Source organism: Streptomyces sp. NBC_01476 (assembly GCF_036227265.1).
Taxonomy (GTDB): domain Bacteria; phylum Actinomycetota; class Actinomycetes; order Streptomycetales; family Streptomycetaceae; genus Actinacidiphila.
Genome location: NZ_CP109446.1, coordinates 6119835 through 6142419, shown reverse-complemented (window position 1 = coordinate 6142419; position 22585 = coordinate 6119835). Strand labels below are relative to the sequence as shown.

The following is a 22585-nucleotide window of genomic DNA, read 5'->3' as shown; positions in this document are numbered from 1 at the left end:
GTCTTGCCCTGAACGGGGAGGGGGAATCGGGCCATGGGGTACGTGGGTAAGTGCGCCGCGGGACGGTTGAGAACTGCGGACCAGGAGGCATTGTGAGCAGCGATCGGGACGAGAACCGCGTGGGCGGGCCCGGCCCTGTCGAGGACACGCCGCAGGTGGAGGGGGCGGACAGAACCGGGGATTTCGCCGGTGAGTTCAGCCTCGGGCCGAGGCTGCCCGCCTGGTACATGCAGGACTCCGCGGTGAGCAGCGCGTTCGCGGGTGACGACGAGGACGACTCCGTCGCGGAGACGGAGGAGGCCGGGGCGGCCCGGGGGTCCGGGAGTACGACACGGGAGGCCGGTGCTCCGGCCGCGTCTTCACCGGACGCGCCGGACGCGCCGTCCGCGCCGCCCGAGGGCCCCGTGTCCCCGGTGTCCGAGGCCGGACCCGAGCCTGAACCAGAGCCCGAGCCCGAGAAGCCGTCCTGGTCGGCGACGTCCGTACCGCTGCTGCCGCAGCCCCGGGCCGCTGCTTCCGCCGGCGCACCTGACGCGAGCCGGGAGGCCGGGAGCGAGACCGGTGCGCGTGCCGGGGAGTCATGGAGCGCCGCGCGGCCGGACCGGACGATGCGGTTCTCCGCGGCCGCGCTGGAGCGCGAGACAGCGGAGCGTACCGGCGAGGAACCGGGTGACAAGGTGGAAGACGCCAAGGAAGCCCCGAAGTCCGCGGAGCCGGAGCCGACGGAGCCCGAGCCCGCGTCCGAGCCTGCGTCCGCGTCCGAGCCCGCGGCGGAGGAAGAGAAGCCCGCCAAGCGGGAGTTGGTGTGGACGCCGCTGCCCGCGCCGCCGGCGCCTCCCGAGGCCCAGCCGTGGGCGCCCGCCGCGCCGCACAGCCCGGTGCCGCCGCTGCCGCCTCAGTTCGAGCGGGCGGAGGCGCCGCACCCGGCGCCGGACGCCCCCGACATCCCCACCCCGTACGGCCCGCCGGCCGCGGCGGCTGCGGGGGCTGCGGGGGCTGCGGGGGGCCACCCCTATCCGCCGGTCCCTCCGGCGGACGCACCGCAGCCGCCCCTGCACCCCGGCGGGCACAACCCGCCGGCGCCGGACGCCGGCAGCAGCGCCTTCCCGCCCGTGCCGGACGCACCGCAGCCGCCCCTGCACCCGGGTGGGCACAACCCGCCGGCGCCCCAACGCGGCCTCGACTTCCCGCCGCCGACCGGCCGGCCCCTCGCGGCCCTGCACCCGGGCGGCCCCAATCCGCCCGCGCCGGGCGGCGGCACCGGCTTCCCGCCGCCCACCGGCGAACCGCTCGCTCCCCCGCCGGCGCAGCCCGGGCAGCGGGGCGTGGACTTCCCGCCGCCCACCGGCAGCCCGGGGCCCGCGGGCGGTTACGGCTTCCCGCAGCAGCAGCCCGCGCCCGCGGTCCCGGCCGCCGAGGCCGCACCGCAGCCGCCGCAGCCCGCCCAGCCCGCGCAGCCCCAGCAGCCCGCGCCCGGCCCGTACGGACCGCCGCGGCCCGCCGACCGTCTGCCCGCGCCCAGCAGTTACGGGTTCCCGCCGGCCATACCGGAGCAGCCCGCACCCGAGCCGCCGCCGGCCGGCCACGGCATTTCGCCGGGCGCCCCGGGACCGTACGGAGCGAGCCCGAGCCCGGTGCCCACCGGACTGCCGCACGAACAGCCGCCGCAGGCAGCCGCGTTCGCGGAGCAGCCGCCCGCGCCCGCGGGCCCCGGGCCCGTACCGGCCGCGCAGCAGCCCCCGTCCGGCGAGCACCTTCCGGCGACCACCGGCCCCCAGGCAGCGCCCGCGGCCCCCGCGCCCGGGCAGCCCCAGGGGCCGCAGGACGGCGGTTACGGCTTCCCGCCGAGCGGGCAGCCGCAGCCCGCGCCGCACGCCGAGCCGGGGCCGCTGCCGCCGCTGCCCGCGCAGGGCGGTTACGGCTTCCCGCAGCAGCCCCACGCACCGCAGGCCCCACAAGCACCCCAGGCCGCCGCGCAGGCTCCCCAGGGGCCGGTCGACCCGCGGGCCGGTGGCTGGCCCACCGTGACCCCGGACCAGCGGCAGCGCACCACGCAGGGGGGCGCGCCGCTCGGCTACACCGCGGCGGTGGAGCTCTCCTCCGACCGGCTGCTGCGCAACCAGCCGAAGCCGAAGCGGCCGGGGGCCAACGCCCAGCCGTCACGGTTCAAGATCGGCGGCAAGAAGGAGGAGGCGGAGCGGCAGCGGAAGCTGGAGCTGATCCGCACCCCCGTGCTCTCCTGCTACCGGATCGCGGTGATCAGCCTCAAGGGCGGCGTCGGCAAGACGACGACCACCACCGCGCTGGGCGCGACGCTCGCCAGCGAGCGGCAGGACAAGATCCTGGCGATCGACGCGAACCCGGACGCCGGCACGCTGGGCCGCCGGGTGCGGCGCGAGACCGGGGCGACGATCCGCGACCTGGTGCAGGCGATCCCCTATCTGCACAGCTACATGGACATCCGGCGGTTCACCTCGCAGGCGCCGTCGGGCCTGGAGATCATCGCCAACGACGTGGACCCGGCGGTGTCGACCGCGTTCAACGACGAGGACTACCGGCGCGCGATAGACGTCCTGGGCCGGCAGTACCCGGTGATCCTCACCGACTCCGGCACCGGTCTGCTCTACAGCGCGATGCGCGGCGTGCTGGACCTGGCCGATCAGCTGATCATCGTCTCGACGCCCTCGGTGGACGGCGCGTCCAGCGCCAGCACCACGCTGGACTGGCTCTCCGCGCACGGCTACACGGAGCTGGTGTCGCGGAGCATCACGGTGATCTCCGGGGTCCGCGAGACCGGCAAGATGATCAAGGTCGACGACATCGTGGCGCACTTCAGGACGCGGTGCCGCGGGGTGCAGGTCGTGCCCTTCGACGAGCATCTGGCGGCGGGCGCCGAGGTGGACCTCGACATGATGCGGCCCAAGACCCGGGAGGCGTACTTCAACCTCTCCGCGATGGTCGCCGAGGACTTCATCCGGGCCCAGCAGGCGCAGGGGCTGTGGACGGCGGACGGTCTGAACCCGCCGCCGGTGCAGGCCCCGCCGCTGCCGGGTGCGGGACCCGCGCAGGCTCCCGGCCCGTACGGGGGCGCGCCCGCCGGGTACCCGGCCCAGCCCGGCTATCCGGCCCAGCCGCCCGGGCAGCCCGGGCCTTACGGGCAGCCGGTGCAGCCTGTGCAGCCCGGCCAGGTGCCGCCCGGTCAGTACGGTGTGCCGCCGCAGGGCGCGCAGCCGTATCCGCCGGCCCAACAAGGCGCCGCCCCGCAGCAGTTCCAGCCCCAGTCGCCGCAGCCGCAGGCTCCCCAGCCGCAGCAGGGCTGGCCGCAGCAGGAGTTCCCGGCCCCCTTCCCGGCTCCGGATCCGGCCCCGAATCCGGCCCCGGAGCAGCAGGGCTACGGCTACCCGCCGCCCCCGCGGCAGTAGTCCCGCACGACGGTCACCGGGCCGCCGCCGTACCGCCTCGACGGTCACGGCGGCGGCCCTCGCCGGTTGCGGCCGTACGACGCGGGTCGTACGGGCCGGCGCGCGGAATCCGCCTGCGGGCCGTCGCCGGGGCGGTGGCGGGCGGCGAGGATGAGGGGAGACGCGCACCGGACCGGCGCTGGAGGAGGCAGGGATGGGGCTCAGCGAGCCGGCGGTGTACCGGGCCCCGGTCGCCGCCGGGCGAGGTGCCCGCGGCCTCGCCCGGGCATGGCGGGCGGGCCGGGCGGGTGCCCGGCGGCGGCTGACCGGCCCGTGGGCGGTGGACGCCGCCTTCGCGCTGGGGCTGTTCATGGTGTTCTGGGCCGTGTCCTGGCGGCCGGTGCACGACCAGCCGGTGCGGCTGCTGCTGGTCCAGGCCGCGCTGGTGGCGCCGCTGGCGGCCCGGCGGCGGGCCCCGGAGGTGGCGTTCGGGTGCGTGGCCGCGGCGGCGTTCGCGCAGTGGGCGATGGACGTACGGACGCCCGCGGACGCGGCCCTGCTGGTGGCGCTCTACACGGTGGCGGCGTACCGGGACCGGCGGTTGACGCTCGCCGCGTTCCTGGTGCTGGAGGCGGGGATCGCGCTGGCCACCGTGCGCTGGTCGCTGCACGAGCGGGGTATCGCGACCTTCGTCTCGCTGTCGGGGATGGCGGTGGCCGCCGCGGTGATAGGGACGAGCATGCGGGGCCGGCGGCAGCAGATGGCGTTCCTGGAGGACCGGGCGGTCCGGCTGGAGCGGGAGCGGGACCAGCAGGCGCAGCTCGCGGTGGCCGGTGAACGGGCCCGGATCGCCCGGGAGATGCACGACATCGTGACGCACAACCTGTCGGTGATGGTCGCCCTCGCCGACGGCGCGGCCTTCGCGCAGCAACGCAGCCCGGAGCGGGCGGCGGTGGCCATGCGGCAGGTGTCGGTGACCGGGCGGCAGGCCATAACGGACATGCGGCGCTTCCTCGGGGTGCTGCGGGCGGACGAGCCGGACGCGCTGCGGCACCCGATGCCGGGTATCTCCCAACTGAACGCGCTGGCCGAGCAGGTGCGGGCGGCCGGGTTGCCGACCCGGCTCGACGTGTCCGGCGAGGCGGCGGCGGTGCCGGCTGCGGCGCAGCTCACCGTCTACCGGCTGGTGCAGGAAGCGCTGACCAACACCCTCAAGCACGCCCCGGCCGGGGCCCGCGCCGAGGTCAGGGTCGACTGTGCGGGCGACGCGGTACGGATCACGGTCGCCGACGACGGCGCGGGCACCGTGCCGCCGGAACCGGGCCCCGACCGGGCCGCCGGGCACGGCCTGCCCGGGATGCGGGAGCGGGCCGCCGCCTATGCCGGCCGGCTGACCGCGGGCCCGCTGCCCGGCGGCGGCTGGCAGGTCGCCGCGCTGCTCGACCTCACCGCACCGGAGGAGACACCGTGACCGCTCCGACCCCCGCTTCCCCTGCCACCGACGCGCCGGCCCGCCCGGCCGGCGGCGTGGCCCCGATCCGGGTGCTGCTGGTGGACGACGAACCACTGCTGCGGATGGCGTTCACCATGGTGCTGGACGCGCAGACCGACATGCAGCCGGTCGGCGAGGCCGGGAACGGCGCTGAGGCGGTTCGGATGACGCGGGCACTGCGGCCGGACCTGGTGCTGATGGACGTGCGGATGCCCGGCACCGACGGCATCGAGGCGACCGCCCGGATCATCGCGGAGTGCCCGCACTCCCGGGTGCTGATCCTGACCACTTTCGACCTGGACGAGTACGCCTTCGCCGGGCTGAAGGCGGGCGCCTCCGGCTTTCTGCTGAAGAACGCGCTGCCCGAGGAGCTGCTGGCCGCGATCCGCTCGGTGGCCGCAGGGGACGCGGTGGTGGCGCCGCGGATCACCCGCCGGCTGCTGGAGCACTTCGCCCACCAGTTGCCGTCGCCGGGCGGCGACGCGGACGCGGCCGGAAGCGAGGCACGGCTGGCCCGGCTGACGGCCCGTGAGCGCGAGGTGCTGACCGCGGTGGGCCGGGGTCTGTCCAACACCGAGATCGCCGCGGGGCTGCACCTGGCCGAGGCCACGGTGAAGACACACCTGGGCCGGATCCTGGTCAAGCTGGAACTGCGTGACCGGGTGCAGGCGGTGGTCTTCGCCTACGAGACCCGGTTGGTCCGCCCGGCCTGAACAACGGCCCCGCCCGCGGCCCGCGCTCGGTCCCGGGCTCCGGTGGGGGCGGGCGGTGCGGTCCGGGCCGCGGCGAGTGGGCTGATTCGGGTGCCGGCTAGGCCGGTTCGGCTGATTCCACCAGTTCGCGGGCGCGCTTCACGTCGTCGGCCATCCGTTCCAGGAGGGCGTCGATGGTGTCGAACTTCTCCATGCCGCGCAGGTAGGCGAGGAAGTCGACGGCCACGTGCAGCCCGTACAGGTCGAGGTCGACCCGGTCGATGGCGTACGCCTCCACGGTGCGGGCGGTGCCGTCGAAGGTCGGGTTGGTGCCGACCGAGATCGCCGCGGGCATCGCCTCGCCGTTCACGTGCAGCCAGCCCGCGTACACGCCGTCGGCGGGGATCGCGGTGTGCGGCAGCGTCTCGACGTTGGCCGTCGGGTACCCGAGGTCACGGCCGCGCTGGGCGCCGCGGACCACCACGCCCTCGACGCGGTGCGGGCGGCCCAGGATCTCCGCGGCGCCCTCGATGTCGCCCTCGGCGATGAGCCGTCGGGTGAGGGTGGAGGAGAAGGGTTCGCCGCCGCCGGCCTCACCGCGGACGAAGAGGTCCACGACCTCCAGCTCGTAGTCGTACTTCAGGCCGAGCGCGGAGAGGAACTCGACGTCGCCCGCGGCCTTGTGGCCGAAGCGGAAGTTGGGTCCCTCGACCACCAGCCTGGCGTGCAGGCCGTCGACCAGCACGGTGCGGATGAAGGCACTCGGCGACAGATTGGAGAACTCCCGGGTGAACGGCAGGATCAGCAGCGCGTCGACGCCCATCTCCTCGAACAGTTCGGCCCTGCGGTGGTGGGCGGCGAGCAGCGGCGGGTGGGTGCCGGGGCGCACCACCTCGCTGGGGTGCGGGTCGAAGGTGACGACCACTGACGTCAGCCCGAGTTCGCGGGCCCGCTGCACCGCCCGGCCGATGATCAGCTGGTGGCCGCGGTGCACACCGTCGTACGAGCCGATGGTGACGACGCTGCGCCCCCAGTCACCGGGCACGTCCTCCAAGCCCCGCCAGCGCTGCACCTTGACGCTCCGCTTCTGCTCTGCCGCCGATATGGCTCATGCCGTCCTTGCAGGGTCAAGCCTGCCATGCCGGTGCGTCACGGCACCCATCGGCACGGGTCACCGGCCCCGCCGCTACAGGGACGCCTTGATCCGCCGGGGTGCGTCGAACAGCCTGCTGATGCCGCGGATCAGCGCGGGCGGCTGGTCGCTGTCGCCGGGTGAGACGTTGAGCACGTAGTAGACCTGCTCGATGGAGGGCGGCCCGACCGCGACGGTACGGACCGCGGCCTGCCGGGCGGTGGCCTGCCCGGTGCGCACCAGATAGGCGGCGGTCATCGAGCCGGTCCTGCCGACACCGGCGCCGCAGTGCACGTAGACCGGGCCCGGGGACCGCTGGACGATCCGGATGAAGTCGTCCACCTGCTGCTCGGTGGGGGTCTGGCCGTCGCGGATCGGCAGCCGTACCGCCGTGAGGCCGGCCTGGGCGGGCCGGTCGAGTTCCGGTGCCGACAGGTCCTCGGCGCGCAGGTCGACGACGGTGCGGATGCCCTGGTGGGCGAGTTCGCGGTAACCGGCAGCGGTGGGGGCGGAGCCGCGCCACAGCTTGCCGTCGACGCGCAGGAAGTGGTTGATGCCGGCCGTGGTGCGCTCGCCGCCGGAGGCGTCGTGGCGGGCCAGCGCGGAGAGCGCGAGCATGCCGCCGGCCGAACCGGCCCACAGCACGCCGTAGCCGAGCAGGCAGCACAGCAGGCCCTTGGTGATCCGGCGCAGTACGGCCCGGCCGGCCGGGGTGAGGCCGGGCAGGCCGGGAAAGCCGCCGGTGGCGGCCACGTCCACCGTGGCCGCAGCGGTGGCCAGGGCGGGTACGGGAACGGTCAGGGGGGCGGTCATGGGGGGAGGCGGGGACTGGGACAAGCGCTCTTCACCACCAGAACGAGGGGCGGGGACGGGGGCGCCGCCGCCCTCCCCGGGCGTGGCGTCCGTCCCAGCAGGCTACCTGTCCCGCCGGGCGGGCCAAGGCCGCGGCGGGGTTCCCGTGGGGGTACGGGGGCCGCGCCACGGCGGTGACCTGATGTTCTTCCCGTTCTGCGGGAGTTGTGTGCCGCGCGAACCGGTACCGCGGGATGGTCAGTGGGAGCGGGCGGCCTGCCCGTCCCCGAGTACGGTCGCGGTCGCCCGGTTGGCCATCGCGTCGGAGATGCAGCCGCGCAGCCGCAGCATGTCGTGGGAGCTGAGCGCGGGGCGGATGACGCCCGCGTAGACGCCGGTGGACAGGCGGCTCAGGCTCGCCGTGGGGTTGGCGGCGGCCGTCGAGCGGCGGCAGCTCTGCCAGAGGTCCTCGGCGGCCAGTTCGCGGGCGGAGTCGGTGTTGCCGCCGTGCACCTGGATCTGGAAGACGACCGTGCTGGCCGCCGCGTCCGGCCGGGCCTCCTCGCGGGTCTCGGTGGCGTCGGAGAGCGCGTAGACCCCGAAGATGATCAACGCCACGGCGGCGACCGAGCCGGCGACGGCGGCCAGGGTGCGCCAGGGGCGGGCGCGGGGCACGGCGGGGCGGTCCTCCAGCTGGGGCAGTGGCCCGTGCACGCCGCCGGAGGGGGCGGCGAGCGGGGCGAGCCGGCCGGCCAGCCGGCGTTCGGCGCCGGGACGGGCGGTGACGGCGGCCACCCGCTGGATCACCCAGGCCAGGCCGGACAGCGCCGCTCCGGTCACCATCAGCATGGGGACGAAGACGAACGTCCGGGTGGTGCCGTCGAGTCCGTCCCGCCGCGGGTCGCTGCCGAGCCAGCGGAAGGCGTTCACCGACTGGTCTTCGCGGGAGTGCTCCAGGCGCCGCTTGATCTCCTCGACGCGGGTGTCGGCGTCCATGATGCGGCGCTCCAGGCGGCTCATCCGGCCGAGCATGATCACCAGGACCAGGAAGCCCTCCACGGCGAGCAGCAGTACACCGCAGATGACCGCGCGCTGCCACTCCCAGCGGTAGAGGTAGATGACCAGGTAGACGGCGGCGGCGACGGTGCACAGGCCGCCGAAGAGATAGCTGATGTACTTCATGCCACGGCCCCCTTGCCCGGTCCGGCGACCGGTGCTCCCTCGTTCTCCGGCTCGCTGTCGCCGGCTGTCCCCGCTTGCTGCGGGAGTCGCTCGACGGCTCCGCTGCCGCCGTCGACCCGCAAGGGGGTGCCGGGCGGGAAGCGGTCCACGGCGCCTGCCACGCCGACGGCGGTGGGGACCTGGTACTCGCGGGCCAGTACCGCGAGGTGGGAGAGCACGCTGCCGGTCTCGGCCACCAGCCCGGCGAGCTCCGGCAGGAGCGGTGCCAGCGCCGGGTCGAGGGAGCGTACGACCAGGACCGCGTCGGCCGGCCGCTCGCCGTCGCCGTGCCAGGCGGTGCCGGTGCCCTGGCCGCCGCCGGCGCCCTGTCCTTCGTGGCCGTCCTTGCGGCGGCGGCCGAGCACGACGGCCTGCGGCCGGCCGCCGGCCAGCCGGAAGGCGGTGGGCAGCGGCGGGGTGTCGGGGCGCGGGACCCGCTCGGCGAGATCGATGGGGCGGGTGCCGCCGTCGGCGGCGCCGAGCAGTTCCCGCCAGCGCAGCAGCGCGATCTTGCGGCGCTCGCCGACCAGGCAGTGGGAGTCCATCCGGGTGCCGAGTTCGCGGACCATCGCGGTCTGCATCTCCTGCACCCAGCGGACCCGCAGCCGCAGCCCCTCCCGGACGGAGAGGAAGCCGACACCGCGCGGCACGCCGTGCCGGCCGGTGTGGCCGGGCAGCGGATCGCGTTCGCCGAGCGTCGGGGGCAGCAGGGTCAGCAGGACGGGGTGCCTGCTGATCAGTTCCTCGTCGCCGAGTCCGCCGGCCCGGCCCTCGCCGAGTACGGCCAGTGCCTCGCCGGCGGCGGTGTTGCCGGTGTCGGTGTCGAGCAGCGCGCCGGCCAGTGACTCCTGGGCGTGCAGGGAGGCCAGGACGGTACGGCCCCAGGCGATGGCGTCGAGCAGTTCGCCGCTGAGGAGCTGCCGGGGCGCCGCGAGGTCGTGCAGTTGGCGGTCGACGTCGGCCATCAGGTCGCGGGCGAGCAGTGGCAGGGCGCTGCGCAGCCGGCCGACCCGCCAGGCCGCGGCGGCGCGGCGGGCGCCGGGGGCGGGGTTGATGAAGTTGAGCACCGGGTGGGCGGCCGGGGCGGCGCCGAGCAGCAGCAGGTCGGCGGCGGCCCGGCCGTCGACGCTGGTGGCTATCGGCAGCCGGCGCAGCATCCGGCGGGGGGCGGCGCCCGCGATGTCCAGGGCGAGGGTGAGTCCCTGGTTCATCGGGGCGAGCCAGAGGTCCTCCTCCAGCGGCTGCAGGACGTTCGGCAGCGTCTCGGCGACCGGGCCCGGGCCGAGCAGCCGGGCCCCGCGCTCCGGACGGGCGGCCATCGCGGTGATCGGCCGGGCCTGGAAGAGCCAGAGCCGGCCGTCCGCGTCGAAGCCGAACTCGATGTCCTGCGGGCCGCCGTAGACCCGTTCGGTGCGGCGGGCCAGCCGGACCAGCTGAGCGAGGGCGCGGCGGCCGAGCGGGCCGGTGCCGCGCGGGACCTCGGGTTCTGTGTGCCGCAGGTGGCCGTGGCGGGTGAGCTGGTAGCGCACGCCCTGGGTGCTGCCGTCCACGAGCTGGTCGGGGCCGCCGGTGACCGCGCTGACCAGGATCCGGTCGAAGCGGCCCTCGACCGGGTCGGCGCCGAACATCACGCCGCCCGCGGCGGCTTTGAGCATGGGCTGGACCAGGACCGACATCCCGGAGTCCGGCTCGGGACCGGCGGCGGGGCGGGGGCCCGCGCCGGCGGCGACCAGGCCGCCGACGCGGGCGGCGGACTCCTGGACCCGGCGGACGGCGGCGGTGAAGGCGTCCCAGCCGCGGACGTCGAGCACGGATTCGAAGCGGCCGGCCATCGAGGAGTCCTCGGTGTCCTCGTGGACGGAGGAGGAACGGACCACCAGCGGGCGGCCGTCGGCGCCGCCGAGTTCCCGCCAGGCGGCCCGCAGCGCGTCGGGGCCGCCGGCGATACCGGGGGCGCGGGCCGCCGGGACGATCACGAAGCCGGGGAGTACCGGCAGGCCCTCGGTGGCGGCACGTGCCAGGTTGGCCGCCTTCGCACCGGACAGGCCCGGGTCGCGGGCGGCGGCGGTGTCCAGCGGGGCCACCGCGAGCGAATCGGCGTCGATCTCCATCTGGGCGCTCCTTCCCAGGCACCGCCGGTGGGCGGTGTCTCCGGCCGGGCGGCCGGCCGGCGGGTCGGGCCGGCCGCGTACTCCGGGCGGACACTTCTTGCGGCTACAACGTCTCTTCACCCGCAAGACCTTCCGCATCCTCCCGGCGGACTTCTTTTCGGTTGCTGCGGGCCACCTCTTTGCACCGGAGGGGAATGTTTTGCCCTGCCCGGCAGCGGAGTTGGCGCCTTGCGCCACCTTGCTTCGGACCGGTGCCGGCGCCTGCCGCGGGGGCACCGGCGCCTCATGCCACGGACAGGGCCGGCGCCCGGCCCGGGGTCCCCCGCCGCCTCACGCCACGGTGTCGAGACGCCGCCTGGCGCTCGGGCCGACCACCGCGTCCCAGTGGCCGCCGTCGGTCAGCCAGGTGCGCAGCAGCCGGGCGAAGTCGGGCTGCCCGGCGGCGAGTTCGACCACCCGGCGGTCGAAGTGGGTGGCGCCTTCCGGGGTACGGCACAGCAGCAGTCCGAGACGGTGCACGAGGTCGCGGGTGAGCAGCGGGTGCCGGCGGGGGCAGCCGTCGGCGGCGGCGGTGAGCAGGGCGTCGAGCACGGCGGGATCGCGTTCGGTGGCGATGGCCAGGTCCAGCAGCTCCTGGCGCAGGGGCCGGGAGAGGTGGCTGCCGGGGTCGGCGAAGACCGGCACCAGGGCGCGGCGCACCTCCGGGGGATGGTCGCGGAGCAGTGCGGTGGCCATCGGCAGCAGCACCGGCCGGACGGCCGGGCCCTCCTCCAGCCGGGTGTCGAGGAACCGGGCCACGGCGGGCGCGGCGGCCGGGTCGTGGCGCAGGTGGTCCTCGACGAGGGCGGCGGCGCGACGGGCCAGGGCGGTGCCGCCGACGGCGGCCAGGGCGGCGAGGACGCCCGCGGTGTCGTCGGCCGCGGCGGGCGCCCGCAGCCGGTTCCGGAAGGCGGTGAGCACCGCTTCGGGGTGCGTGCCCAGCGCCGCGCCCAGCACGGCGGGGGTCAGGTGGGCGTCCCCGGCGGCGAAGTGCCGTAGCGCGGCGGGCAGATGGCGGTCCCGGGTGGCGGGGTCCCGGACCAGCATCCCGAGCGCCGCCCCGTGCAGTCCGCGGTCCGCGGGCCGGGCCAGGATCACCAGGGCCGCGTACCGCAGCAGTTCGCGGTCAGGACCGGACCGGACATGGGGTGCCGCGCGCAGTCCGTAGTCGGCCGCCGCCACATGCCGGTCCTGGCGTTCGTCGTGTGCCCAGCGGTCCACCGCCCGGCACACCGCCGAGGGTTCGTCCTCGACGAGCGCGCCGAGCAGTTCGTCGGCGGCGGGCTGTCCTGCCACCACCAGCGCCTCCATCAGGTCGTCCACGGCGACCCGCCGGTGGGTGTGCAGCAGCGCCTGCGCGGCACCGGCCACGGTGAGGCGGATCCCGGCGGGCGGCAGCGGACCGGTCCCCAGCGGGCGGTCGTCGGTGAACCAGCCGCACAGCGCGGGGAGCGCCTCGGCGGGGTGCGCGCGCAGAAGGGCGGCGGCCTCGTCCAGGAAGCGGGGCCGCTCGCCCCGCGCCGGGGGGCCGTCGGCGGGCAGCAGGACCCGGAGGAGTTCGAGACGGTCGGGGACGGGAAGCGGCAGCGCGCTCCAGAAGGACGGTCCGAAGCGGCCGAGCGGCCCCATCCCGTCGGCCGTGAAGCCGCCGCGCTCCACCGCCCGGACGGCCACCCGCCCGGCCAGCTCCCGCGGGAGTTCCGGGCCGGGTGCCCGCAGGAGCACTTCCTGGACGAGATGGCCGGCCCACCACAGGGCGTCGGCCTGGCGCTCGGGGCGCGGCGGGGTCACGGTGGGGGGCGGCTCCGCGGGGCGCCGGGCGCCGTCGGCGGGCGGGCGGGTCCTGGCCGGGTGCGGGGTCGGGACGGTGTCCGCTTCGCGGTCGACCGCCGCGGGCGGTACCGGCGCCAGGCGGGTGGGGTGCGGGGTCCGCCGGTCGAGGACTTGCAGGAGCGCGTGCAGATGGACCGCGCGGGCTGTCGGCGGGGCCGCGAGAAGGGCCTGCAGGACCGGGCCCGCGCGGTGGCGGGGCACCGGCAGGCTGCGCGGATGGGCGGGTGCGATGGGTGGCGCCGGGGGTACCGGTGGCGGGTGGCCGGCCCGGGTCGCGGCCCGCGAGGGGAGGCGTACCGGCGCTTCCGGCAGCGCGCCCGGGGGCGCGAACCAGCGGTGGACCAGGGCGTGCAGCGCCGCGTCCAGGTCGAGGTGGAGCGCCTGCAGCCAGTCGGCCGGCTCCCCGTGCGCGAAGCGGTAGCCCGCCCCTGCCGGGACCAGCAGCCCTTCGGCGAGCACCGCGGACGCCCACCCGCTGCGCCACGGGAACAGCTCCTCGAACGCCTCCCGGTCCAGCTCGCCCTGCCCGGGCCCCAGACACCGCCTGGCCGCTTCGTGCACCTGCCCCGCCACCCGCGCCGCGAGCCGGCGCAGGCCGGTCGCCCGCACCGGCGGCAGGGCAGCGGCGGCGAGCCGTTCCGCGATCCGCAGGCACACCAGGTCCAGGTACGCGGAGAAGATCTCGTCCCGTGCCGGAGGCGGCCCCGGTTCCCCGCCGCCGGGCAGTGCCGCGCGCACCTCGGAGAGCAGCCGCAGCGCCAGCGGGTGCGCCGCGTCGCCCGCCGCCAGGGCGCCGTCGGGGAGCCCGAAGCGGGCCCTGGCCCGTACCGCCTGTTCCTCGGTCAGCGGCCCCACCGGCAGCCGGCGCACCGCATCGGCCGGCAGCGACTCGGCTGTCTGCTCCAAGAGTTCCGGTCCGCAGCCGAGGATCAGCCGGGTGCCGGTGGCCCGCAGCCAGCCGGCCGTGGCGGTGGTCCAGTCGGCGAGCGCGTGGGCCAGGACCGGCGGCATCTCCTCGGGGGCGTCGAGGACGACCAGCAGGGGGCGTGCCGCACGCCGGGCCAGGCCGGCGACGGCTTCCGCGGTGGCGTAGAGCGGATCGGCCGAGGGCTCCCCGGAGGCGGCGTGGACGCTGCGGGCCGCGGTGCGCAGTGAGCGCTCCACCGCGTCCTTGACGCTGCCGTCGCCGGGCCGCAGTTCCGCGCCGCGCAGCCACAGGGTGGGAGCCGGGTGCGAGCCCCGGACGCGGCCGGCGGCGAGCCGGGCCAGTTCGGTGCTACGGCCGGTGCCGGGGGCGCCGACCAGTCCGAGCAGCAGCGGCGCGCCTTCGCTCCGGTCGGCCAGGAACTCCGCGAGTTCCCCGGCGACTTCGGGTCGTGGCACGGGTTCGTAGCGGCCGCCGGAACCGGCCGCGGCGGCCACCGAAGCGGCGGTGAGCTGCAGCGCCCCTGCGAGGTTGAGGTGCGGGCCGTGGGCGGGCACGGTGGCCGCGTTACGGCCCAGCAGCCTGGCCAGTGGCTCGGGCGCGTCCACGGCCCGCAAGGGGACGGCGAAGCCGCTCGCCCGGTGCCCGGCGTGCAGGGCGGTGACCACCACGGCGAGCACCGCGCCGGTGACCGCGTCGATCAGCGGCGCCCCGGACGCCCAGGCCGCCGTCCGGTGCAGGTCGGCGCCGTCCAGGGCGAGTTCGTATACCTCGTCGAGGAGGTGGAAGCGGTCGGTCGCGGTGTAGGTGACCGCGGTGGTGCCGACCACCGAGCCTTCGGCCCGGTGCGGCAGCCGCAGCCGTATCCGCTGCCCGGGGTGGGCCGGGCCGGCGCCGGCGACGGGCAGCGGCGGCACCGCGAGCCCCTCGGTGGCGACCAGCGCGAGGCCGCACTCGGGGAGCGAGGTGATCGCCCCGGCCTCGGCCAGGCAGACCTGACCGCCGGGCCCGTGCAGGACCAGCCGGGCGAGGCCGTCGACCGCCTCATGGCTGGTGATCATCGTGCCGTCGGCGTCGGCGAGGAAGCCGCTGCCGCGGTGGCGCCCGGCCAGGTCGCAGACCCGGATCAGAGCACTGTCCCGTTCACTTCCGCGTGCCCCCATGCGGGCCGCCCTCCCCCACCGCCCGGGCGGGACCAGTTTCTCTGGAGTCCCGTTTCGTCCCGCTTCGACGGTAGGCGCCGGATGATCGTCCGCACTAGATCATGGACCGAAAGCGCCCCCTTGCGCCCCCTCGCTTCACTCCGAGCGCCTAGCCATTGGGGTGATTTCCGGGTTGCGGATGGACAGGGACACCCAGGGGGGGTTGGAGGGGGTCGTGGAGCGGGGCCGTTCAGGGGACAGGCGGCCTCGCTGCACGGTGAACGGCGGCCCGTGCCGCGCTGTCCGGCCGGACGTCGGGACGGCCGAAGCGGGCTCCCCTGCCGCCCCTCGCCCGCGGCCCACGGGCGAGGGGCGGCAGGGAACGCCGGGGCCGGGCGCGGTGCGGGAGGCCCGGGGCGAGGAATGGCGCGAGAGGCCGGGGCGCAGGGCGGCGAGGGAGACCGGGGGTGGCCTACTGCCCGAAGCCCGCCACGATCTTCGCCTGCCCCTTGCTCTCCTCGACCAGCGCCAGGAACCTGCCGTCGGGGCCGAAGACCGCGTTCGGCCCGGCCGCCAGCACCGGTGCCTCGATCCGTACGCCGTGGCCCAGCAGCCGGGCCTGGTCCGCGTCCACGTCCCAGCGGGGGAAGGCCGCGGCGGCCGCCTGCTCGATGGGCAGCACCTCGAAGGTCTCTTCCAGCTGCTCCAGGGTGCGGGCACCGTCCAGCCGGTAGGGGCCGACCCGGGTGCGGCGCAGCGCGGTGAGGTGACCGCCGACGCCGAGTCCTGCGCCCAGATCACGGGCGAGCGCCCTGATGTAGGTGCCGGAGGAGCAGACCACGGTCACGTCCAGGTCGAGCACGTCCGGCTGGTCGCCGGGGGTGCGGAGGTCCTGGACGGTGAAGGAGGAGACGGTCACCGGCCGGGCGGGCAGGTCGAAGTCCTCGCCCTCCCGGACCCTGGTGTAGGACCGGACACCGTTCACCTTGATCGCGCTGACCTTCGACGGGACCTGCTGGATCGGCCCGGTGAGGGCGGCGATCCCGGAGTCCACGGCTTCCCGGGTGACACCGGTGGCCGGCGCCTCGGCGATGACCTCGCCCTCCGCGTCGTCGGTCACCGTGCTCTGGCCGAGCCGGATGGTCGCGACGTACTCCTTCTCGGTGAGCGCGAGGTGGCCGAGCAGCCGGGTGGCCTTCTCCACGCCGAGAACGAGCACTCCGGTCGCCATCGGGTCGAGGGTGCCGGCGTGCCCGACCCGCCGGGTCCCGGCCAGCCGCCGCATCCGGGAGACCACCCCGTGCGAGGTGAGCCCCCCGGGCTTGTCGACGATCACAAGCCCGGAAGGGCTGCCTTTCCGGGCGCGGCCCGCCTGCGGGCGGGCGGACCCGGTGTCGTGTCCTGAGGTCATGCGGGCGACGGACCGTCCTCGTCCTTGGCGCCGCCGGCAGGCCGGCCGGACCCCTCGGCGGCACCGGTGCCGGTGGCTGCCTGGCTGCCGGTGCCGGTCTCGGTGCCGGTCCCGTCGTCGGTCCCGTCGTCGTCGAACTCGTCGTCCTCGGCCGGCTTGCGGTACGGGTCCGCGTCGCCGGCGTACTGGGCGTCGGTGGCGGTCTTGCGGACCTCCTCGTCGGCCGCTCGGGCCTTGGAGAGCAGGTCCTCGATGGTGCGGGCGTTGTCCGGGAGGGCGTCGGCGACAAAGGCCAGGCTCGGCGTGAACCGCACCCCGGTCTGCCGGCCGACCTCGGAGCGCAGCACACCCTTGGCGCTCTCCAGGGCCGCCGCGGACGCGGCGCGCTCCTCGTCGTCGCCGTAGACCGTGTAGAAGACGGTCGCCTCCCGCAGGTCACCGGTGACCCGGGTGTCGGTGATCGTCACATAACCCAGCCGCGGGTCCTTGATCCGCCGCTGAAGGGTCTCGGCGACCACGACCCGGATGCGGTCCGCCAGCTTTCGCGCCCGCGCGGTGTCGGTCATCGTCTGTCTTCTCTCTTCTTCGGTTCAGTCGTCTCAGTCGTCGTCTCAGTCGTCGCCGCCGTGGACGCGCTGCCGTGCCGACAGCAGTTCCACCTCCGGCCGGCCGGCCATCCAGCGTTCGCAGCGATCGAGTACGTCCTTGATGTGCGTCAAATCCCCCGAGACCACCGCGAGACCTATCTCGCTGCGGCGGTAGAGCTCCTGTTCCCCGGTCTCGGCCACGCTGACCCCGAACTTGCGGTGCAGCTCGGCGACGATCGGACGGATGACGGACCTCTTCTCCTTCAGCGACCGTACGTCACCGAGCAGCAGGTCGAAGCAGAGCGTGCCTACATACATGGAAGGGACGCTACAGGCGAAGGCCGGGGCCGATCGACGGAATATCCCGCCGATCGGCCCCGGCTCACCCGCTCACGGAATCAGCCGCGCGGCTTCTCCCGCATCTCGTACGTCGCGATGACGTCATCGATCTTGATGTCGTTGTAGTTGCCGAGGTTGATACCACCCTCGTAACCCTCACGAATATCGGTGACGTCGTCCTTGAAGCGGCGCAGCCCCTCGATGTTGAGGTTCTCCGCGATGACCTTGCCGTCGCGCAGCAGCCGCGCCTTGGTGTTGCGGCGCACCTCGCCGGAGCGGACCAGCACACCGGCGATGTTGCCGAGCTTGGAGGAGCGGAAGACCTCGCGGATCTCGGCGGTGCCGAGCTCCACCTCCTCGTACTCGGGCTTGAGCATGCCCTTGAGCGCTGCTTCGATCTCCTCGATGGCCTGGTAGATCACCGAGTAGTAGCGCACATCGACGCCTTCGCGCTCCGCCATCTGGGCGGCCCGGCCGGCCGCACGGACGTTGAAGCCGATGACGATGGCGTCGGAGCCGGTCGCCAGGTCGATGTCCGACTCGGTGACCGCACCCACACCGCGGTGCAGGACCCGGATGTCGACCTCGTCGCCGACGTCGAGCTGGAGCAGCGAGGACTCGAGAGCCTCCACCGAACCGGACGCGTCGCCCTTGATGATGAGGTTGAGTTCCTGGACCAGACCGGCCTTGAGCGCCTCGTCCAGGTTCTCCAGGGAGAACCGGACACCCTTGCGGGCGAAGCGGACGTTGCGCTCGCGCGCCGCGCGCTTCTCGGCGATCTGCCGGGCGGTGCGGTCCTCGTCGACCACGATGAAGTTGTCGCCGGCACCCGGGACGTTGGTCAGACCCAGCACCTGGACCGGTGTGGACGGACCCGCCTCTTCCAGGGTGTTGCCCTGGTCGTCGAGCATGGCGCGGACGCGGCCGTAGGCGTCACCCACCACCATCGTCTCGCCGACCCGCAGGGTGCCGCGCTGCACCAGGACGGTCGCGGTGGCGCCGCGGCCCTTGTCCAGGTGCGCTTCGATCGCGATGCCCTGCGCGTCCTGCTCCGGGTTGGCCCGCAGGTCGAGCGAGGCGTCGGCGGTCAGGATGACCGCTTCCAGCAGGGAGTCGATGTGCAGACCCTGCTTGGCCGAGATGTCGACGAACATGGTGTCGCCGCCGTACTCCTCCGCCACCAGGCCGAACTCGGTGAGCTGACCGCGCACCTTGGTCGGGTCGGCGCCCTCGACGTCGATCTTGTTGACCGCGACGACGATCGGCACCTCGGCCGCCTTCGCGTGGTTGAGCGCCTCGACCGTCTGCGGCATGACGCCGTCGTTGGCCGCGACGACCAGGATCGCGATGTCGGTCGACTTCGCACCACGGGCACGCATGGCGGTGAACGCCTCGTGGCCCGGGGTGTCGATGAAGGTGATCCGGCGCTCTTCGCCGTTGACCTCGGTCGCGACCTGGTAGGCACCGATGTGCTGGGTGATGCCGCCGGCCTCGCCCGCGACCACGTTGGTCTTGCGGATCGCGTCCAGCAGGCGGGTCTTGCCGTGGTCGACGTGACCCATGACGGTGACCACCGGCGGCCTGGAGACCAGCGCCTCCTCGCCGCCTTCGTCCTCGCCGAACTCGATGTCGAAGGACTCGAGCAGCTCGCGGTCCTCCTCCTCCGGGCTGACGATCTCCAGCACGTAGTTCATCTCGCCGGCGAGCAGCTCCAGGGTGGAGTCGGACACCGACTGCGTGGCGGTGACCATCTCACCGAGGTTGAGCATCACCTGGACGAGCGACGCCGGGTTGGCGTTGATCTTCTCGGCGAAGTCGGTCAGCGAGGCACCGCGGGAGAGCCGTACGGTCTGGCCGTTGCCGCGGGGCAGCAGCACGCCGCCCACGGACGGGGCCTGCATGGCCTCGTACTCCTGGCGCCGCTGACGCTTGCTCTTACGGCCGCGGGCCGGACGACCGCCGGGGCCGCGACCGAACGCGCCCTGCGTGCCGCCACGGCCACCCGGGCCACCGGGACGCCCGCCGAAACCGCCGGGACGGGGGCCGAAGCCGCCGCCACCGCCGGGCGCGCCGCCACCGGGACGGGGACCGCCGAAGCCGCCACCGCCACCGCCGGGACGACCGCCGCCGCCGGGACCTGCCGGACGGCCGGCGAAACCGCCGCCGCCACCGCCGGGACGACCGCCGGGACCACCCGGACGGCTACCGGGGCCACCACCGGGACGGCCACCGGGGCCACCGCCGGGACGACCGCCGGGAGAAGGCGCCGGACGCTGGGGCATCATGCCCGGGTTCGGGCGCGGGCCCGAGGACTGCGGACGGGGCATGCCACCGGGGGACGGACGCGAACCACCAGGTCCCGCCTGACCGCCGGGCGCGCCGGGACGCGGGGCACCACCGGGGCGCGGGGCGCCGCCGCCGGGACCCGCCGGACGCGGGGCACCGCCCTGACCGCCACCGGGACGGCCCGCGCCACCGGGGCGCGGCATACCGGTGGAGCCGGACGTGAAGGGGTTGTTGCCGGGACGCGGACCCGCGGGACGCGCGCCGCCGGGGCGGGCACCGCCCTGGCCCTGTCCGGCCGGACGGGCACCGGGACGCGCACCGCCGTCACGCTGGCCGCCGTCGCGCTGGCCGTCACGGGGACCGCCGTCACGCTGGCCGGGGCCGGCCGGACGGGCCGGGCGCGGGCCGGGAGTGGCGCCGGAGCGCGGACCGGCCGCGGCCGGGGGCGCGGACGGCGGCGCCTGGAACTCGGCCGCGGGCACCGGAGCCGCCGGAGCGGGCTTGGCGGCCGGAGCCGGGGTGGGCGCCGGAGCCGGAGCCGGCCGGGGGCCGGGACGCGGACCGCCGGCGGCCGGGGTGCTCCCGTTGCTGGGGGCGGCCGGAGCCGCGGGCGTCACAGGACCGCCCGGGCGGGGCGCCCCGGAGGCAGCGGGACGAGCCGGCGCACCCGGGGTGGGGGCCGGCGAAGAGCCGGCGCCCGGACGGGCGGCGGCGGGGGAAGGCGTCGCCTTGCGCGGCGCCGCGGGCTTCGCAGCGGACTTGCCGGCGTTGCCACCGGGTCCCTGAAAAGCATCGGTCAACTTGCGGACAACCGGCGCCTCGATCGTCGAGGACGCCGAACGGACGAATTCACCGAGTTCTTGGAGCTTGGCCATGACGACCTTGCTCTCGACTCCCATCTCCTTGGCGAGTTCGTATACCCGGACCTTAGCCACTTCGCTCCTTTTAGGTCCGGGGTGATCGTCCGCCGGACCGTCGCTACTTCATGGGCGTACTCATCGCGTACTCATCGAGTGCTCATCGCAATCTCGACCTACTTCCATCTCGCGAGGTACCTGACCGCACGGTGTCCCGTGCCGTACTTCTTTCTTCTTACGGTGCTGCCTGCTCGACGTACCGGCGCAGTTCCGCGGTATCGGGCGTCACCGGTCCCCTGAAGGACCGGGCGAACGCCCGGCGGCGGACCGCCAGGTCAAGACAGGCAAGGCCGGGATGCAGATACGCACCCCGACCGGGCAGCGTACCGCGAAGATCGGGAACGCATACGCCCCCGCTCACCGCCACACGCAGCAGGTCGGTCTTGGCCGCTCGCTGACGGCAGCCGATGCAGGTTCGCTCCGGGCATGCTGGATGCAGCGTCCGACCAGACACTCTTTAGTCTACCTCCCCGCGCCGAGCTCACTCCTTCGAGTAAGCGGACGCACGGTTGTTCGTGTTTCGTCAGCTTTCGGGCTGCTCGGTGTCGGGGCGGATGTCGATCCGCCAGCCGGTCAGCCGGGCGGCCAGCCGGGCGTTCTGCCCTTCCTTGCCGATCGCCAGCGACAGCTGGTAGTCCGGCACGGTGACGCGGGCGCTGCGGGCCATCGCGTCCACCACCTCGACCTTGGAGACCCGGGCCGGTGAGAGGGCGTTCGCCACCATCTCGGCCGGGTCGTCCGACCAGTCCACGATGTCGATCTTCTCGCCGTTCAGCTCGGCCATCACCGCGCGCACCCGGGCGCCCATCGGGCCGATGCAGGCGCCCTTGGCGTTCAGCCCGGAGCGGCCGGAGCGGACCGCGATCTTGCTGCGGTGCCCCGCCTCACGGGCGATCGCCTCGATCACCACCGAGCCGTCGGCGATCTCCGGGACCTCCAGCGCGAAGAGCTTCTTCACCAGGTTGGGGTGAGTGCGCGACAAGGTCACCGAAGGGCCGCGCACGCCCTTGACGACCCGCACCACATAGCTGCGCAGCCGGGTGCCGTGGGCGTAGTCCTCGCCGGGCACCTGCTCCTGCACCGGCAGGATGGCCTCCAGCTTGCCGATGTCGACCAGCACGTTCTTGGGGTCCTTGCCCTGCTGGACGACACCGGTCACGATGTCGCCCTCGCGGCCGGCGTACTCCCCGAAGGTCACGTCGTCCTCGGCGTCACGCAGCCGCTGCAGAATCACCTGTTTGGCGGTGGAGGCGGCGATCCGGCCGAAGCCGCTGGGCGTGTCGTCGAACTCGCGCGGTTCGGCGCCCTCGCCCGCCTCCTCCGGCTCCTCGGTGGCCCATACGGTCACGTGCCCGGTCTGCCGGTCGAGCTCCACCCGCGCCCGGCGGTGACTGCCGGGTTCGCGGTGGTACGCGATGAGGAGCGCCGATTCGATGGCCCCGACCAGCAGGTCGAACGAGATCTGCCTCTCCTGCACCAAACCCCGCAGGGCCTTCATGTCGATGTCCACGGCTACGCCTCCTCAGTGTTCTCGTCGTTCTCGTCGTTCTCGTCGTCTTCGTCGCCGTCGGCTTCCACGGCGCCCTCGTCCTTGCGGTTGAACTCGACCTCGACCCGCGCCCTGCTGATCTCGGCGAAGTCCGCCCGGGCCGGCTTGGGCTTGCGGCCCTTCACGCCCGGCACCTCCAGATCGAGACCGGTGTCGTCCACCGTCATGATCCGTGCGATCAGCTCGCCGCGCTCCTTGAGCTGGAGCTTCACCAGGCGTCCGGTGTTACGCCGGAAGTGGCGCGGTTCGGTGAGGGGGCGGTCGGTGCCGGGGGAGCCGACCTCGAGCACGTACTCCGATTCGCCCATCACGTCGGAGGCGTCCAGCGCCTCCGAGAAGGCGCGGCTCACATCGGCGACCGCGTCCAGCGAGACGCCGGCGTCGGCGTCCACCACGACCAGCAGCTGCCGCCGCTTCCCGGCGGCGGTCACCTTGACGTCTTCCAGCTCCAGGCCCGTCTCCGCAGCCAGCGGCTCCAGCAGTTTGCGCAGCCTCTCGCTCTGGGTCGTGCTCATCCGGGTGACTCCTCGGCCGCGTCTGCTGTTGTCATGGAAGGGGTTGCGTGTAGGGACCCTAGGTTACCGGAGTCCGGCACCCCACTTCTCCACGGTCACACGCCGTGCGGCACGTCCTCGGAGTGCGGCACCCAGGGTCCCTGACGAAGCGCGGCGCCGTCGTGGCTTGTCGCGCAGTTCCTCGCGCCCCTTCGGGGCCCG

General features: G+C 74.9%; 15 protein-coding genes. 3 read left to right on the top strand and 12 right to left on the bottom strand.

The genetic code is table 11. From position 1 onward, the window contains the following. The first annotated feature begins 92 nt into the window (after positions 1-92). The 3 genes from OG552_RS26925 to OG552_RS26915 all read left to right on the top strand — a co-directional run bounded on the left by OG552_RS26925 (position 93) and on the right by OG552_RS26915 (position 5606). Positions 93-3422 carry an AAA family ATPase gene (locus OG552_RS26925; protein WP_329137208.1) on the top strand — a complete coding sequence of 1110 codons (3330 nt, stop codon included), beginning with the start codon at positions 93-95 and terminating at the stop codon, positions 3420-3422. Between the two features lie 193 nt (positions 3423-3615). Then, complete coding sequence (locus OG552_RS26920) at positions 3616-4872, top strand: sensor histidine kinase (RefSeq protein ID WP_329137206.1); 1257 nt, start codon at positions 3616-3618, stop codon at positions 4870-4872. 56 nt (positions 4873-4928) lie between these two features. Continuing rightward, positions 4929-5606 (top strand): response regulator transcription factor, encoded by a 678-nt coding sequence (locus tag OG552_RS26915; RefSeq protein ID WP_329141162.1) that lies wholly within the window; start codon positions 4929-4931, stop codon positions 5604-5606. 97 nt (positions 5607-5703) lie between these two features. On the opposite strand, the gene OG552_RS26910 is transcribed toward OG552_RS26915, so the two are convergent. The 12 genes from OG552_RS26910 to rimP all read right to left on the bottom strand — a co-directional run bounded on the left by OG552_RS26910 (position 5704) and on the right by rimP (position 22384). Then, positions 5704-6657 (bottom strand): bifunctional riboflavin kinase/FAD synthetase, encoded by a 954-nt coding sequence (locus tag OG552_RS26910; protein ID WP_329137204.1) that lies wholly within the window; start codon positions 6655-6657, stop codon positions 5704-5706. A gap of 114 nt (positions 6658-6771) precedes the next feature. Beyond that, a complete protein-coding gene (locus tag OG552_RS26905; RefSeq protein WP_329137201.1) occupies positions 6772-7530 on the bottom strand; it encodes a phosphatase domain-containing putative toxin in 759 nt (252 codons plus the stop codon). A gap of 237 nt (positions 7531-7767) precedes the next feature. After that, positions 7768-8691, bottom strand: a complete 924-nt coding sequence (locus OG552_RS26900; protein WP_329137199.1) for a hypothetical protein — start codon at positions 8689-8691, stop codon at positions 7768-7770. After that, positions 8688-10841 (bottom strand): PEP/pyruvate-binding domain-containing protein, encoded by a 2154-nt coding sequence (locus tag OG552_RS26895; RefSeq protein WP_329137197.1) that lies wholly within the window; start codon positions 10839-10841, stop codon positions 8688-8690. Before OG552_RS26895 ends, OG552_RS26900 begins: the two co-directional genes overlap by 4 nt. 330 nt (positions 10842-11171) lie before the next feature. Next, positions 11172-14801 (bottom strand): trypsin-like peptidase domain-containing protein, encoded by a 3630-nt coding sequence (locus OG552_RS26890; protein WP_329137195.1) that lies wholly within the window; start codon positions 14799-14801, stop codon positions 11172-11174. A 451-nt stretch (positions 14802-15252) separates the two neighbouring features. Continuing rightward, complete coding sequence (gene truB, locus OG552_RS26885) at positions 15253-16191, bottom strand: tRNA pseudouridine(55) synthase TruB (RefSeq protein WP_329137193.1); 939 nt, start codon at positions 16189-16191, stop codon at positions 15253-15255. Then, positions 16188-16757: a 30S ribosome-binding factor RbfA gene (gene rbfA, locus OG552_RS26880; protein ID WP_329137191.1), complete on the bottom strand. Its 570-nt coding sequence runs from the start codon at positions 16755-16757 to the stop codon at positions 16188-16190. The genes truB and rbfA overlap by 4 nt, the downstream gene beginning before the upstream one ends. A 45-nt stretch (positions 16758-16802) precedes the next feature. Further along, positions 16803-17096 (bottom strand): DUF503 domain-containing protein, encoded by a 294-nt coding sequence (locus OG552_RS26875; RefSeq protein ID WP_329137189.1) that lies wholly within the window; start codon positions 17094-17096, stop codon positions 16803-16805. 80 nt (positions 17097-17176) lie between these two features. Next, positions 17177-20338: a translation initiation factor IF-2 gene (infB, locus tag OG552_RS26870; protein ID WP_329137187.1), complete on the bottom strand. Its 3162-nt coding sequence runs from the start codon at positions 20336-20338 to the stop codon at positions 17177-17179. 157 nt (positions 20339-20495) lie between these two features. After that, entirely contained in the window at positions 20496-20774 is a 279-nt protein-coding gene (locus tag OG552_RS26865; protein WP_329137185.1) for a YlxR family protein, read from the bottom strand. 69 nt (positions 20775-20843) lie between these two features. After that, positions 20844-21830, bottom strand: a complete 987-nt coding sequence (nusA, locus tag OG552_RS26860; protein WP_329137183.1) for a transcription termination factor NusA — start codon at positions 21828-21830, stop codon at positions 20844-20846. Between the two features lie 2 nt (positions 21831-21832). Then, positions 21833-22384: a ribosome maturation factor RimP gene (rimP, locus tag OG552_RS26855; protein WP_329137181.1), complete on the bottom strand. Its 552-nt coding sequence runs from the start codon at positions 22382-22384 to the stop codon at positions 21833-21835. Positions 22385-22585 lie beyond the last annotated feature (201 nt).

Bases quoted from the DNA above. Each gene is read 5' to 3' on its own strand.
- OG552_RS26920 (WP_329137206.1), top strand. From the start codon at position 3,616: ATGGGGCTCAGCGAGCCGGCGGTGTACCGGGCCCCGGTCGCCGCCGGG.
- OG552_RS26905 (WP_329137201.1), bottom strand. From the start codon at position 7,530: ATGACCGCCCCCCTGACCGTTCCCGTACCCGCCCTGGCCACCGCTGCG.
- OG552_RS26900 (WP_329137199.1), bottom strand. From the start codon at position 8,691: ATGAAGTACATCAGCTATCTCTTCGGCGGCCTGTGCACCGTCGCCGCC.
- OG552_RS26895 (WP_329137197.1), bottom strand. From the start codon at position 10,841: ATGGAGATCGACGCCGATTCGCTCGCGGTGGCCCCGCTGGACACCGCC.
- OG552_RS26890 (WP_329137195.1), bottom strand. From the start codon at position 14,801: ATGGGGGCACGCGGAAGTGAACGGGACAGTGCTCTGATCCGGGTCTGC.
- truB (WP_329137193.1), bottom strand. From the start codon at position 16,191: ATGACCTCAGGACACGACACCGGGTCCGCCCGCCCGCAGGCGGGCCGC.
- rbfA (WP_329137191.1), bottom strand. From the start codon at position 16,757: ATGACCGACACCGCGCGGGCGCGAAAGCTGGCGGACCGCATCCGGGTC.
- OG552_RS26875 (WP_329137189.1), bottom strand. From the start codon at position 17,096: ATGTATGTAGGCACGCTCTGCTTCGACCTGCTGCTCGGTGACGTACGG.
- rimP (WP_329137181.1), bottom strand. From the start codon at position 22,384: ATGAGCACGACCCAGAGCGAGAGGCTGCGCAAACTGCTGGAGCCGCTG.